9 protein-coding genes and 2 pseudogenes are annotated in these 13,812 nt (G+C 72.6%); 3 read left to right on the forward strand and 8 right to left on the reverse strand.

Annotated elements, in window-relative coordinates:
- Positions 1-73 precede the first annotated feature (73 nt).
- Positions 74-629, forward strand: a pseudogene (locus tag IH00_RS37935) (LAETG motif-containing sortase-dependent surface protein).
- A gap of 294 nt (positions 630-923) precedes the next feature.
- Here the strand turns inward: IH00_RS37935 and IH00_RS0131500 are convergent.
- Together IH00_RS0131500 and IH00_RS0131505 are read right to left on the reverse strand one after the other, a co-directional pair.
- Positions 924-1,970 carry a PHP domain-containing protein gene (locus tag IH00_RS0131500; RefSeq protein WP_031079491.1) on the reverse strand — a complete coding sequence of 349 codons (1,047 nt, stop codon included), beginning with the start codon at positions 1,968-1,970 and terminating at the stop codon, positions 924-926.
- A gap of 11 nt (positions 1,971-1,981) precedes the next feature.
- Positions 1,982-4,039, reverse strand: a complete 2,058-nt coding sequence (locus tag IH00_RS0131505; RefSeq protein ID WP_031079492.1) for a SpoIIE family protein phosphatase — start codon at positions 4,037-4,039, stop codon at positions 1,982-1,984.
- 137 nt (positions 4,040-4,176) lie between these two features.
- Here IH00_RS0131505 and IH00_RS40840 point away from each other — a divergent pair.
- Positions 4,177-4,748 (forward strand): annotated as a pseudogene (locus IH00_RS40840) (alpha-N-arabinofuranosidase); the annotation flags it as partial.
- Between the two features lie 115 nt (positions 4,749-4,863).
- Here IH00_RS40840 and IH00_RS0131520 read toward each other — a convergent pair.
- Positions 4,864-6,441, reverse strand: a complete 1,578-nt coding sequence (locus tag IH00_RS0131520) for a hypothetical protein (RefSeq protein ID WP_234335028.1) — start codon at positions 6,439-6,441, stop codon at positions 4,864-4,866.
- 216 nt (positions 6,442-6,657) lie between these two features.
- Between IH00_RS0131520 and IH00_RS0131525 the strand changes: the two genes are divergently transcribed.
- A complete protein-coding gene (locus tag IH00_RS0131525; RefSeq protein ID WP_039947623.1) occupies positions 6,658-7,461 on the forward strand; it encodes a class I SAM-dependent methyltransferase in 804 nt (267 codons plus the stop codon).
- A gap of 120 nt (positions 7,462-7,581) precedes the next feature.
- Here IH00_RS0131525 and IH00_RS0131530 read toward each other — a convergent pair whose 3' ends face one another.
- Genes IH00_RS0131530 through IH00_RS0131550 form a run of 5 tightly spaced genes read right to left on the reverse strand, consistent with a single transcriptional unit; the run spans position 7,582 to position 13,690 of the window.
- The gene (locus tag IH00_RS0131530) at positions 7,582-8,745 is read right to left on the reverse strand and encodes an aldose epimerase family protein (protein WP_031079497.1); all 1,164 of its coding nucleotides are present in this window, start codon (positions 8,743-8,745) and stop codon (positions 7,582-7,584) included.
- A gap of 19 nt (positions 8,746-8,764) precedes the next feature.
- Positions 8,765-9,994 (reverse strand): multiple monosaccharide ABC transporter permease, encoded by a 1,230-nt coding sequence (gene mmsB, locus IH00_RS0131535; RefSeq protein WP_031079498.1) that lies wholly within the window; start codon positions 9,992-9,994, stop codon positions 8,765-8,767.
- Positions 9,995-10,003: 9 nt separating this feature from the next.
- Positions 10,004-11,563: a multiple monosaccharide ABC transporter ATP-binding protein gene (gene mmsA / locus IH00_RS0131540; RefSeq protein ID WP_031079500.1), complete on the reverse strand. Its 1,560-nt coding sequence runs from the start codon at positions 11,561-11,563 to the stop codon at positions 10,004-10,006.
- Positions 11,560-12,744, reverse strand: coding sequence for a multiple monosaccharide ABC transporter substrate-binding protein (gene chvE / locus IH00_RS0131545; RefSeq protein WP_078888065.1), 1,185 nt, complete (start codon positions 12,742-12,744; stop codon positions 11,560-11,562). Before chvE ends, mmsA begins: the two co-directional genes overlap by 4 nt.
- A complete protein-coding gene (locus IH00_RS0131550; RefSeq protein ID WP_031079502.1) occupies positions 12,728-13,690 on the reverse strand; it encodes a hypothetical protein in 963 nt (320 codons plus the stop codon). The genes chvE and IH00_RS0131550 overlap by 17 nt, the downstream gene beginning before the upstream one ends.
- Positions 13,691-13,812 lie beyond the last annotated feature (122 nt).

Consider the following 13,812-nt stretch of genomic DNA (forward strand, 5'->3'; position numbering starts at 1 on the left):
GTACTGTGCGCTCCACGCCGACTCCGGCGCCATGTCGCACAGGAACCCGTATCCGTACGGAGGAACCCCCCAGATGACCCTGTCCATCAGACCGGGACGCAGCGCCGCCGCCCTCGCGGCCGCGACGGCCGTCCTCGGCGTCACCGGTACGGCGCTCTCGGCCGTCCCGGCGGCGGCCCACACCCCCGCCTGGTCGGTGACCTGCTCCGAGGTGCAGGTCGACCTCACCGCCTACACGGCGGACGCGCCGAACCAGGTGACGGTCACCGTCGACGGCAAGGACCTGCTGCCGACCCGTACCTTCGGCCGTGAGTTCCACGAGAAGCTCCGGCTGCCCGATCACGACAAGGAGCTGACGGTCCGGCTCGTCGTGAAGGACGGCAGCGAAGGCGGGAAGTTCTCGCGCGACGAGACCAGGACGGCCCCCCACGCCCACCGACACGCCGCCGTCGGCCGAGGTCCCGCCGGCCGAGCCGTCCACGCCCGCGCCCGGTCCCACCGGCCCCGGCCTCGCCGAGACGGGCTCCTCCGGCACCACACCGCTGATCGGCGGCGCGGCCGCGGCCGTGCTGCTCGCGGGCGGCGGCATTCTCTGGGCCGTCCGCCGGCGCCGTACGGCCCGGTCCTGACCGTTCGCCGTACGGCCCGGCCCTGACGGGTGGTGGAATCGGCCGGCGACCCGCGTGGAACGACCCGGTCCCGACCCGTCCGGGTAGGGCTCGGTCCCGACACGTCGCGGTACGGCCCGGTCCTGACAGGTCCGTCGCCGGCCCACAGTCGTGGAGCCCGGTCCCGACGCGTCGCGGTACGGCCCGGTCCCGTCCCGCCGCGGCCGGCAGCCTGGCGGTTGCCGTTGGCGTGGCGGTGGCGGTGGCCGTGTTGATGGCGGACGAGGCGCCGGCAGCGGCTGTTCGCCCGTCGTCCTACCGCCCCGACCGGCCCGTCCGCGGCGCCCGGCGCGTGCGGGTCCAGGTGAGCAGGTCCCCGGCCGGCCAGGTGTTGATCACCCGGTCGGCCGGGACGCCGCACTCCTCGGCCCGCGCACAGCCCAGGATCTGCCAGTCGAGCTGTCCGGGCGCGTGGGCGTCGGTGTCGACGGCGAAGAACACCCCGGCCGCGACGGCCTCGCGCAGCAGCCGGCGCGGCGGGTCCAGCCGTTCCGGGCGGCTGTTGATCTCGACCGCGGTCCCCGACTCGGCGCACGCCGCGAAGACCTGCTCCGCGTCGAACCGCGACTCCGGCCGCTTGCCGCCGACCAGCCTTCCCGTGCAGTGCCCCAGCACGTCCACCAGCGGATTGCGGACGGCCCTGACCATCCGCCGCGTCATGGCGGGCGCGTCCATCCGCAGCTTGGAGTGGACCGAGGCGACCACCACGTCGAGCCGGTCGAGGAGTTCGGGCTCCTGGTCGAGCGAGCCGTCCAGCAGGATGTCGCACTCGATCCCGGTCAGCAGCCGGAACGGCGCCCACTGCTCGTTCAGCTCGGCGACCACGTCGAGCTGCTCCCGCAGCCGCTCCGCCGACAGGCCGCGGGCCACCGTCAGCCGCGGCGAGTGGTCGGTGAGCACCACCCACTCGTGGCCCATCGCCGCGGCGGTCCGCCCCATGACGTCGATGGGACTGCCGCCGTCCGACCAGTCCGAGTGCACATGGCAGTCGCCGCGCAGCGCCGCCCGCAGCCGGGCGCCCGGCGCGTCCGTGTCCCGCGCCCGCTCGCCGGCCTCCTCCTCCAGGCGCCGCAGGTAGGCGGGCACCTCGCCGGTCAGCGCCTCCCGCACCACCTGGGCGGTCTTCGGCCCTACGCCCCGCAGCTTCTCCAGTGTCCCGGCCGCCGCCCGTTCGGCCACCTCGCTGCCGTCCAGGGCGGCCAGCGCCGCCGACGCGGTGCGGAAGGCGCGCACGCGGTAGGTCGGCGCCTGCGCCCGCTCCAGCAGGAAGGCGATGCGGTCCAGTGCCTCCACGGGGTTCACCATGCGACGTCCTAACCCTGCCTCGGTGACGGGCCGATCTCGCACCACACCGCCTTGCCCTCGCCGCGCGGCTCCACACCCCAGCGCAGTGCCAGCGCGTCCAGGAGCAGCAGGCCCCGGCCGCCGGTCGCCGCCTCGCCCGGGGTGCGCCGCCGGGGCCACGCGCTGGAACGGTCCTGCACCGCCAGCCGCACCCGGCGCACCGGTTCGGGCAGGACCTCCAGCGTCAGCACCGCGCCGCCCTCGGTGTGCAGCAGCACGTTGCCGAGCAGTTCGCCGGTGACGAGTTCGGCGTCGTCCGCGAACTCCCGCAGGCCCCAGTCGCGCAGCGCCCGCCGCACCACCGCCCGCGCCTCCGACAGGCCCTGCGGGTCCGCCTGGTGGATGTACTGGTGGATGCGCGGCGCCCGCGGGGTACCCGGGTCCGGGCTGCGGCGCAGCACCAGCAGGGCCACGTCGTCGCCCGCGCCCCACCGCTCCCAGAACCGCTCCGACAGGTGGTCCGCCAGCGCTTCCGCCCCCGGCGGCCCGCTGCCCACCGCCCGCTCCAGGGCTTCGATCCCCTCCTCGATGTCCCCGCCCGGCTCCTCGACCAGTCCGTCGGTGCACATCACCAGCGTCTCGCCCGGCACCAGGTCGAGGCGCGTCTCGGGGAACTCCTCGTCCCCGAAGACCGAGGCGATGCCCAGCGGCAGGCCGCCCGGCAGCTTGGGCTGCCCGACCCGTCCGTCCGTGTGCCGGATCAGCGGGCCCAGGTGTCCGGCCCGGACCGCCCGGACCGTGCCGGTGTCCAGGTCCACCTGGGCGTACGTGCAGGTGGCGAACCGCTCCGTGTCCAGCTCCGCGAGGAACCGGGAGGCCCGCGCCAGCACCGTGGACGGGGCGTGGCCCTCGCCGGCGTACGCGCGCAGGGCGATCCGCAGCTGGCCCATGATCGCGGCCGCGTGGGTGTCGTGGCCCTGCACGTCGCCGACGACGATCCCGACCCTGCTCTTGGGCAGCGGGATCACGTCGTACCAGTCGCCGCCGACCTGGCGGCCGCTCCATGCCGAGTGGTAGCGCACGGCGATCTCGCCGCCGTCGACGGTCGGGATGCGGCGGGGGAGCATCGCGGCCTGGAGGCCGGTGGCCAGTTCCCGCTCCTCGTCGAAGAGGATCGCCCGCTGGAGGGACTGGGCCACGATCGCCGCGAGTCCCAGCGTGAGGTTGCGTTCGTCCGCGCTGAACGCGGTGCGGCCCCGGTAGAACAGCGCCATCCCGCCCAGGGTGCGGGCCTGGGCGACCAGCGGCAGGTAGGCGGCGGCCCGGAACCGCAGCTGTCCGGCGTAGGGGGCGAGCACCGGGTAGTTGCGCACCAGCTCCTGGAACGAGCTGCTGAACAGCGGGCGCCCGCTCAGCACCGTCTCCGCCAGCGGCATCCCGCGCTCCAGCCGCCGCACCCGGAGGTCCTCCAGGACGTCGAGCGAGTCGCCGCTGAGGGCGATGATGTTCAGCGAGCCGTTCTCGACCAGGCCCAGCGCGAAACCGTCGGCGCCCAGCCTGGCCAGACCACCGGGGCCGGTCAGCGCGGCCGTGACGTCGTCCACGGTCACCGCGCGGGACAGCGCCTGCGTGGTGCGCTCGACCATGTTCGTCTGGCGCTTGCGGCGCTTCTCCAGTTCCAGCACGAACGTCGAGTGGGTGACCTCGAAGGTCGCGTCCCGGACGATCCCCACGATCCGGTGGGCCCGGTCCTCCCGGTCCCGCAGGATGCGCGCCTGCACGTGGGTCCACTGCGGCGATCCGTCGTCCAGCGGGATGCGGAAGTGCGCGGCGTACGACGAGCGGCCGCTGCTCAGCGCCTCCTTGATCACGCCCTCGAGCCGGATCCGTTCCTCCTGGTCCAGCCGTCGCACCAGGGAGCCGGGCCGGCTGTCGAACGTGCCGGGGGCCACGCCGAACACGAGCAGTCCCGCTTCGTCGACGTCGATCGTCCCGGCGTCGAGATCCCAGTCGAAGCTGCCCGTGCGGTTCATGGCGAGCCGCTCGGGCTGGCCGATCTCGCCGCTGTGTGCCCGGTTGTCCGTCATCCCCCTCATTGTCGATTGCGTCCCGGGGGAACGCCAAGGCATCGGCCGAGGGCACTGTCCCCGGCCCGTTGACGCGTTCACGTCACCTTCCTATGGTCTGTTCGAAGTCCTGATCAATGTCCGAAATATCGAACATCCACGACTACGGCCTGCGGGTGAAGGCCACCAAGAAGTCCGGCAGGGAAGGCTTCCTCATCGCCTTCGGCGTACCCTCCACCGGCACCCATTACTGGTGGAACCTCGGCGGCTGGGGCAACACCCGCTCCGCCGTGGAGAAGTCCGTGGACGGCGGCAAGCAGACCCTGGTGGAGAACGGCACGACCATCGAGACCGGGCGCACCTACGACTTGCGTATCCAGGGGCGCGCCGCCAGGTCACGCTGTACCTCGACGGGCGCACGTGGGGCTCCTTCACCGACGACAAGGCCGCCGAACCCTTCCGCCAGGTGGTGACGCGGGACAAGGGCGACCTCGTGGTCAAGGTCGTCAACGCGCAGGCCGCGCCGGCCCGCACGCGCATCGACCTGGGCACGGCGGCCGTCGCTCCGGCGGCCCGGCTGACCACCCTCCAGGGGGAGCCGGACGCCGTGAACACCGCGGACGCGCGCCCGGTGCGGCCGCGGCCGTCGACGCTGCGGGGGGTGGCGCGGGAGTTCACGTACACGTTCCCCGCGCACTCGGTCACCTTCCTGCGGATCAAGGCCGGTTGACCGGACCGCCGGACCGCACCGGCCGGGAGGGGCGGCCGCCCCTCCCGGACGTGGCGGTGGACGGTGGCCCGTACGACTACGCGGTGCTCCGTGTCCCCCTCACCGCCGGCGGGGTTCAGGACGTGCGGACCACCCTCACCGGCTCCGTTCGGCCGGCCTTTCTCGCCTTCCCGCCCGTCGCACCCGCCACATAGGCCCGGTAGCCCGTCAGCCGCCCCAGGTCCGGCAACCGGTGGACGCGCCATCCCCGGACGTACGCCGGGGGCCGCCCCGCGTCCGACACCAGGACCGCGACCGGCCGCTGGCGGGCCAGGGCGACCAAGCCCTGCGGGGTGATGCTGCCGTCGTGGCCGCCGGGCTGGCGCGAGGCGCAGCCGGCGCGGTAGGCGACGCGGATGGCGTCCTCGCCGCTGACCACGCACGGCGGACGCACCCCCTGCGCGTGCAGCGCGGCGGCGATCCGCGTCAGGTCCCGCGTGTCACGGCGCACCCTGTCCGCCACGCCGTCGAGGACGCGGTACTGGACCGCCAGGTGCGCCACCACGGCCAGGGCGACCAGACCCACGACGGTGCGCCGCCGGCTCCGCCGGGCCCGGGGGCGGCACACCCTCACCAGCCACCACGCCACGGGCAGCGCGAGCAGCGCGTAGGCCGGCAGCAGGAAGCGCGGCGCCGCGTAGCCGACCGTGAACAGGTAGGGCAGCGCCAGTGACAGCCCCACCGCGCTCGCCACCGCCATCTCCCTACGGTGACGCTGCGTCCGGGCCGCGGCCGCCAGGCCGCCCGCCACCAGCAGCGGCAGCGTGACGAACCACACCGCGACCGCCGGGTGCGGCCAGGACACGTTGCACGGCCGGCACAGCGTCCGCCCGCCGAGCGCCCGTACGTGGTCGTCGAGGGACAGGTACCAGCCCAGGCCGCCCTGGATCTCGCTCGCCCGCGCAAGGCGCGCCCCCGGGCCCCCGTGCCGGGCGTAAGCCTCCAGGACCCAGTCCGTCCAGCCGACGGCCAGGCCCGCCGCGAGCGCGACCACCAGCAGCGGCCACCGCCAGGCCCGCATCAGCACCGCCGCGACGATCAGCGGCGCCGCCAGCCACACGGCGTCGGACGGCCGCATCAGACCCGTGAACGCCACTCCGCAGACCATGCCGGCGACCGCCCACCGGTCGCCAGGATCCCGCGCCGCCCGCAGGAAGCACCCGGTCGCACCCAGCGCCCCGAACGCGACCCACAGGTTCGGCATGACCTGACCGGCGTAGAACAGCGTGACCCACAGGCTCGCGAAGAGCGCTCCCGCCAGGGCGATGACCGGTGCCGGCAGCAGCCGCCGCCACACCCACAGCGCCAGGAACAGACCACAGCCGGCCAGCACGGCCAGGTAGACGCGCAGTGCCGCGACGGAGGCCGTCATCGCCGCGACCGGCGCGGCGATGAACGTGACGCCCCGGGCGCGCGGCGCGCTGAAGAACGCCGCCGGCGCCTGCGGGCCGACCTGGCTGACGTACACCGTCTCGTCCCAGCCCAGCCCCAGGCCCGGGGCGACCACGACGAGATGCGCGAGCGTGAACGCGGCCGCGACGGCCGCCAGCCACGGCAGCGGGCTCCCGCCCGCCCCGGCGCGCGGGTCCCGGCTCTCCTCCAGCGCCACGTGCGGCACGCGGCCGCGCGTACCCACGATGAGTGATTCCTGCATGCCCGGCCTCGTTCGGGAGTATGCGGGTGACGGATTCCCCGGCCCTTCCCTCCCACCGTCCGGTGGTTCCGGCGCCCCCACCACGCCGGGACGGCACTCGGCCCAACGGACCCTCACGAACGAGTGAGCCACCGCCTCCCGCCGCCCCGCGGTCACACGTGGTTAGCATCCGCACAGGGGGAACGCCCACGGATGGCACGACCCACGGAGGCCGTCATGCAGCAGACACCCGCATCCCGCCTGTCGGCGAACCGCGCACGCCTCGGGCACAAGGTGCGCTACGCGCTGCGCCACCCGGGACGTGTGGTGCCGTACCTGCGCCGGGCCGGGCGGGACACCCTGCTGCGGCTGCGCCACGGCGGCGACCACATCGCCTACTACCGGGCCGTGATGGCGTCCGACACCGCCCGCAGCCCGGAGGCGGCGGTCGGCGGTGCGGCGTCGGCCGAGCGCTGGCTGGCCATCGGACAGATGCAGTTCGACTACCTGCTGTCGCACGGACTGCGTCCGCAGGACCGGCTGCTGGAGATCGGCTGCGGCAACCTGCGCGCCGGATGGCGGTTCATCCAGCACCTCGACGCCGGCCACTACTACGGCATCGACATCTCGCCCGACATCCTCATCGAGGCCAAGAAGACCCTGGTCCGCTACGGCCTGCAGGACAAGCTGCCCTACCTCACCCCCGTCGACGACCTGAAGCTCGACTTCCTCCCCGACGACGCCTTCACGGTCGTGCACGCGCACAGCGTCTTCTCCCACTCGCCGCTGCACGTCATCGACGAGTGCCTCGCGCACGTCGGCCGGATCCTCGCCCCCGGAGGCTTCTTCGACTTCACCTTCGACCGCACCGAGGCCGCCGAGCACCAGGTGCTGGGGGAGGACTTCTACTACCGCACCGAGACGCTGACGCGCCTGGCCGCGCGGCACGGTCTCGTCGCCCGCTTCATGGACGACTGGGAACGCCTGCCGCACGGCCAGTCGAAGCTGCGCGTCACGCACGCGGTCGCCACGCCGGCGTGACGCCCGGCACCGGCCGTGCCGGCCCCGCCGGCCCCGCCCGGCACCGGCCCCACCGGCCTCACCGGCCTCACCGGTCCCGCCGGCCCCCGGCCCCGCCCGTGCCGGACCCGCCGGACCCGCTCAGTGCGCCGAGAAGCTGTGCACCGTCACCGAGCGGTACGTCTCACCCGGACGCAGCACCGTCGACGGGAACTCCGGGCGGTTCGGCGAGTCGGGGAAGTGCTGGGTCTCCAGGCACAGCCCGTCGCTCTGCCGGTAGGTGCGCCCGGACGGTCCCCAGAGGGTGCCGTCCAGGAAGTTCCCGGAGTAGAACTGCACGCCCGGCTCCGTCGTCGCGATCCGCATCGTCCGGCCCGAGACCGGGTCGCGCAGCGTCGCGGCGTACTCCGGACGCACGGTCACGCCCTTGTCCAGCACCCAGTTGTGGTCGTACCCCTTCGCGGTCACGAGCTGCTCGTGCGCGGTGCGGATGTCCTGCCCGACCGGCTTCCCGCGCCGGAAGTCGAACGGGGTGCCGGCCACCGCCGCGAGCTCGCCGGTGGGGATGAGCGTCGCGTCGGCCGGCGTGTAGCGGGAGGCCGCCAGCCGCAGCTCGTGCCCGAGGACCGAGCCGCTGCCCTCGCCCGCCAGGTTGTAGTACGCGTGGTTGGTCAGGTTCACGACGGTGGCCCGCTCGGTGGTGGCCGTGTAGTCGATCCGCCAGTCGCCCCGGGGCGTCAGGGTGTACGTCACCCGCACCCGCAGCGTGCCCGGGTACCCCATCTCGCCGTCGCCGCTCACGTACCGCAGGACCAGCCCCACCCCGGCGGCCCCCGCGGTGAAGGGCTCCACGTCCCACACCCGCTTGTCGAAGCCCTGCGTCCCGCCGTGCAGGCTGTTGGGGCCGTCGTTGACGGACAGCCGGTACGCCGTGCCGTCCAGGGTGAACCGGCCGCCCGCGATGCGGTTGCCGTAGCGCCCGATCAGCGCGCCGAAGAAGGCGGTGGCCGTGAGGTACTCGCCGAGGCTGTCGAAGCCCAGGGAGACGTTGGCGTACCGGCCGTGGCGGTCCGGTATCTCCAGGGACTGGACGATGCCGCCGTACGACAGCACCTTCAGCCGCGTGCCGCCGTTCTCCAGTGTCCAGCGGTACACCTTCGTCCCGTCGGGGAGCGTGCCGAACAGTTCCTGCACGGGTTCCTTCATGTGCTTCCCGCCCTCCGACGCGTACGACGTGCCGGCGGCTGCGGCCGTGAGTCCCGCGGCGGCCGCGGCCGCCAGCACCGTGCGTCTGCTCGTGTCCATGTACGCCTCCAGTCAGGGGTTACTTGCCGGCCTTGCGCTTGTTCCAGACGTCGAAGCCGACCGCCGCCAGCAGCACCAGCCCCTTGATGACCTGCTGGTAGTCCGTGCCGATGCCGACCAGCGACATGCCGTTGTTGAGCACGCCGAGCACCAGGCCGCCGATCACGGCGCCCATCACCGTGCCGACGCCCCCGCTCATCGAGGCGCCGCCGATGAACGACGCGGCGATCGCCTCCAGTTCGAAGTTGAGGCCCGCCTGCGGGGTGCCCGCGTTCAGCCGCGCCGCGTACACGCAGCCCGCGAGCGCCGCCAGCACGCCCATGTTGACGAAGACGAGGAAGGTGACCCGCTTGTCCTTGACGCCCGACAGCTGGGCCGCCGCCTTGTTCCCGCCCAGCGCGTACACGTGCCGCCCGATGACCGCATTGCGCATCACGTAGCCGAGCCCGATCAGCAGCGCGCACATGATGAGCATCACCACCGGCACCCCGTGGAAGCTCGCCAGCGTCAGCGTGAACGCCACCACCGCGGCCGTGACCGCCGTGCACTTGAGCGCCCACAGGCTCAGCGGCGGCACGTCGAGCTCATGGGCGAGCTGCTGCTTGCGGTCGCGCCACTCGCGCACCAGCAGGAACACCACTGCCACGAGGCCGAGGACGAGGGTGGGGTTGTGGTACTGGGTGTACGGGCCCATCTCCGGGATGAAGCCCTTGGCGATGTTCTGGAAGCCCTCGGGGAACGGGGCGATCGACTGCCCCTCGAGCACGATCTGGGTGAGGCCCCGGAACAGCAGCATCCCGGCCAGCGTCACGATGAACGACGGGATGCCGAGGTAGGCGATGAAGAAGCCCTGCCACGCGCCCGCCACCGCCCCGATCAGCAGCGACAGCACCAGCGCGACCACCCAGGGCAGGTCGTGCCTGACCGTCATCACCGCCGCCATGGCGCCGACGAAGGCCGCGAGCGACCCGACGGACAGGTCGATGTGGCCGGCGATGATGACGATCATCATGCCCATGGCCAGGATGAGGATGTAGCCGTTCTGCTGGATCAGGTTGGAGACGTTGTTCGGCAGCAGCAGCGTGCCGTCGGTCCATATCTGGAACAGCACGACGATGAACGCCAGGGCGATCAGCATGCCGTACCGGCGCATGTTGCCGCGCAGGCCCTGCAGGAGCAGCGCACCCGCCGACGGCTGTCCGGAGGGTGCCGCCGAGGCGTCGCGCGGGGGAGTGGTCGTGGTCGTCATGGCGGGGCCTCAGCTTCTGTTCGAGGTCATCTGGCGCATCAGGACTTCCTGGGTGGCGTCGGCGCGGGCGACCTCACCGGTCAGCCGGCCCTCGGCCATCGTGTAGATCCGGTCGCACATCCCCAGCAGCTCCGGCAGTTCGGAGGAGATGAACAGCACGGCCTTGCCCTGCGCCGCGAGCCGGTCGATGACGGTGTAGATCTCGTACTTCGCGCCGACGTCGATGCCGCGCGTCGGCTCGTCCAGGATCAGCACCTCCGGGTCGGCGTGGATCCACTTGCTGAGGACGACCTTCTGCTGGTTGCCGCCCGACAGCCGCCCCACCTGCTCGAACACCGTCGGTGCCTTGATGTTCATGCTGGCCCGGTACCGCTCGGCGACCCGGCGCTCATGGTGCTCGTCCACGACACCGCGGCGCCGCATCCCGGCCAGCGACGCCAGCGAGATGTTGCGGTTGATGTTGTCGATCAGGTTGAGCCCGTACCGCTTGCGGTCCTCGGTGACGTACGCGATGCCCGCCGCAATGGCGGCGGGCACGGTCCGGGTGACCACTTCGCGCCCGTCCACCTCGACCGTTCCGTCGACGTAGTGGCCGTACGACCGCCCGAAGACCGACATGGCGAGCTCGGTGCGCCCCGCGCCCATCAGGCCGGCGATCCCGGCGATCTCGCCGCGCCGCACGGTCAGCGACACGTCGTCCACGACCAGGCGCTGGTGGTCGACCGGATGCCGGACGGTCCACCCCTTCACGCGCAGCGCGACCCGGTCCGCGTCCCGGCCGCCGTACGGCGTGCGCTCGGGGAAGCGCTGGTCCAGCTCCCGCCCGACCATCCCGCGGATGATCCGGTCCTCCGACAGTTCCGGAGCCGCGTCCGGCGTCCGGCGGACCGTCAGGGTCTCGATGGTCCTGCCGTCGCGCAGGATCGTCACCGAGTCGGTGATGCGGCGGATCTCGTCGAGCTTGTGCGAGATGACGATGCTGGCGACGCCCTGGTCGCGCAGCTCCCGGATCAGGTCGAGCAGCCCCGCGCTGTCCTCGTCGTTGAGCGCTGCCGTCGGCTCGTCGAGGATGAGCAGCTTCACCTCCTTCGCCAGCGCCTTGGCGATCTCCACGAGCTGCTGCTTGCCCACCCCGAGGTCGGCCACCGGTGTCTGCGGCTTCTCGCGCAGCCCGACCCGCTTCAGCAGCCGGGCGGCCTTGCGCAACGTCTCGTTCCAGTCGATGACACCGCGCGCCGAGGTCTGCTCGTTGCCGAGGAAGATGTTCTCGGCGATCGACAGGTACGGGACGAGGGCCAGCTCCTGGTGGATGATCACGATGCCGCGCCGCTCGCTGGCCCGGATGTCCCTGAAGGCCACCGGCTCGCCCTCGAACCGGATCTCGCCCTCGTACGAACCGTGCGGATGGACGCCGCTGAGGACCTTCATCAGCGTGGACTTGCCGGCGCCGTTCTCGCCGCAGATCGCGTGGATCTCCCCGGCCCGCACGGTCAGGTTCACCTCGGAGAGCGCCGTGACGCCGGGGAACGTCTTGGTGATCCCGCGCATCTCCAGCACCGGCCCGGTCATGTCAGCTGCCCGGCGGTGAAGTACCCCTCGCGGACGAGGAGTCGGGTGTTCGACTTGTCGATGCTGACCGGGTCCAGCAGGAACGACGGAACGGCCTTCCTGCCGTTGTGGTAGTCCGTGGTGTTGTTGACCTCGGGCCTGCGTCCGTCCAGCACCGCGTCGCCCATCGCCACCGCCTGCGCGGCGAGCTTGCGCGTGTCCTTGAAGACGGTCTGCGTCTGCTCGCCCCGGAGGATGGACTTCACCGACGCCAGCTCCGCGTCCTGTCCCGTGACGATCGGCAGCGGCCGGTCCTTCCCTCCGTAACCGGCGCTCTTGAGCGCGGAGATGATGCCGATGGAGATCCCGTCGTACGGCGACAGGACCGCGTCCACCCGCTCCTCGCCGTAGTTCTTGCTGATCAGGTCGTCCATCCGCTTCTGTGCGGTGCCGCCGTCCCAGCGGAGCGTCGTCGCCTGGTTCATCCGCGTCTGCTTGCTGCGCACCACGAGCTGGCCGCTGGCGAAGTACGGCCGGAGCACCTTCATGGCGCCGTTCCAGAAGTACTTGGTGTTGTTGTCGTCCGGAGAGCCGGCGAACAGCTCGATGTTGTGGGACTCCGACCCGCCCTTCGCCGGCTCGCCCAGCTCCAGCCGGTCGACGATGTACCGCGCCTCCAGTTCGCCGACCCGTTCGTTGTCGAACGACGCGTAGTAGTCGACGTGTTCGCTGCCCATGATGAGCCGGTCGTACGAGATCACGGGGATGCCCGCGTCCTCCGCCCGCCGGAGCACCTCGGTGAGGGCGGAGCCGTCGATCGCGGCGATGACCAGCAGCCGGCGCCCCTTGGTGATCATGTTCTCGATCTGGGCGATCTGGTTCTCGACCTTGTCGTCGCCGTACTGGAGGTCGGTCTCGTAACCGGCCTTGCGGAACTGCTCCGCCATGTTCTCGCCGTCCGCGATCCACCGCTCCGACGACTTGGTGGGCATGGCCAGGCCGATGACACCGCCCTCGCCCCCGGACGGCTTGTAACGGCTGCCGCCCCGGGCCTCCTGGCCGCAGGCGGTGACGCCGACGGCGAGCAGGGCGGCGAGCAGGGCCGCCGTGGCGGTGCGGTGCGCACGGAGGCGGGGCGGGCGGGAGCGGGGGGCCGGGACCCGGGGGGTGACGCCACGGGTGACGCTACGGGGAATGCGCATGGATCAGTGCCCTTCCGGGACGGGGAAACGGCGGCGGGGACATCCCGCCGTCCGCGCCGTGCCGGGCCAGCAGGTCGAGTACGAGCCGCCCCCGGCGCACCCGCTCGCGGGCGGACGCGAGCGCCGTGTCGCGCAGCTGCGCGCCGTACGGGTAGATGCCCGGGGAGCGGCTGAGGCCGAACTTCAGGTACAGCGGGGCGCCGCGCCGGATCAGCTCGGCCGTCTCGTACATGCGGATGCAGCCGCCGAGGTCGTCGGGAGCCTCGACGTACATGTCCATCGGGGCGCGGCTGACCCGGCGGATCTCGGTGAGGTGGTCCAGCGTCAGGTCCGACGGCACGTTGAGGGAGTCCGCGCCGAGCTGTTCGTACACCGTGTACGAAGCCGGGTTGACCGGTCCGGTGAGCGCGGACAGCTTGAAGGTGGTGTCCGCCGGCAGCCGTCCGGAGACGCGCAGCCGGTGCAGCGTCCACAGCACGCCCTCGTCGGCGACGAGCAGGCAGCGCACCCCGAGTCCGGTGGCCCGCAGGGCGTCCTCGACGCAGCCGGCGAGCGCGTCGTGGCCCCGGGCGCGCAGCCCGGCGCCGCCGGAGTCGGTACGGGTGCCGGCACCGATGTCCCAGGTGCCCCGTGGCCCGGTGAACAGGCACAGTTCGACGCCCCGTTCGTCGCACGCCTGCACCATCCCGGTGATCTCGGCGTCGGTGAGCATCCACACGCCGCTGCCCTGGCTGATGCGGTGCACCGGCACGTCCAGGCGGGTGCTCTCGTCGAGGACGACGGCCAGGGCCTCCGGGCCCTCGACCGACGGGATCTCGGTGCGCCACAGGCCACCGTCGGGGAAGGTGTGAGGCGAGGCGTCGGCCGGGTCCGCGGCGGGCGCCGGATGGCCGATCGCGGCGAGGGCGTCGACGCCGGGACGGCGGGGGAGGGACGGGGCGGTCACGGGACTCCTATGTTCGGTATGTCGGACGCGGTTCGGACAAGGGCGCACGGAAATGTCCACGGCGGCGTGCCCGCGGAGGTTCACGGCGGTGCGCACCCGGAGGTTCGGGGCGGCGTGGGCAG

The organism is Streptomyces sp. NRRL S-118, from assembly GCF_000716335.1.
In the GTDB taxonomy this organism is placed as follows: Bacteria; Actinomycetota; Actinomycetes; order Streptomycetales; family Streptomycetaceae; genus Streptomyces.

Coding starts and splice junctions, on each gene's coding strand:
- IH00_RS0131505 (WP_031079492.1), bottom strand. CDS start 4,039: ATGACGGACAACCGGGCACACAGCGGCGAGATCGGCCAGCCCGAGCGG.
- IH00_RS0131520 (WP_234335028.1), bottom strand. CDS start 6,441: ATGCAGGAATCACTCATCGTGGGTACGCGCGGCCGCGTGCCGCACGTG.
- IH00_RS0131525 (WP_039947623.1), top strand. CDS start 6,658: ATGCAGCAGACACCCGCATCCCGCCTGTCGGCGAACCGCGCACGCCTC.
- IH00_RS0131530 (WP_031079497.1), bottom strand. CDS start 8,745: ATGGACACGAGCAGACGCACGGTGCTGGCGGCCGCGGCCGCCGCGGGA.
- mmsB (WP_031079498.1), bottom strand. CDS start 9,994: ATGACGACCACGACCACTCCCCCGCGCGACGCCTCGGCGGCACCCTCC.
- mmsA (WP_031079500.1), bottom strand. CDS start 11,563: ATGACCGGGCCGGTGCTGGAGATGCGCGGGATCACCAAGACGTTCCCC.
- chvE (WP_078888065.1), bottom strand. CDS start 12,744: ATGCGCATTCCCCGTAGCGTCACCCGTGGCGTCACCCCCCGGGTCCCG.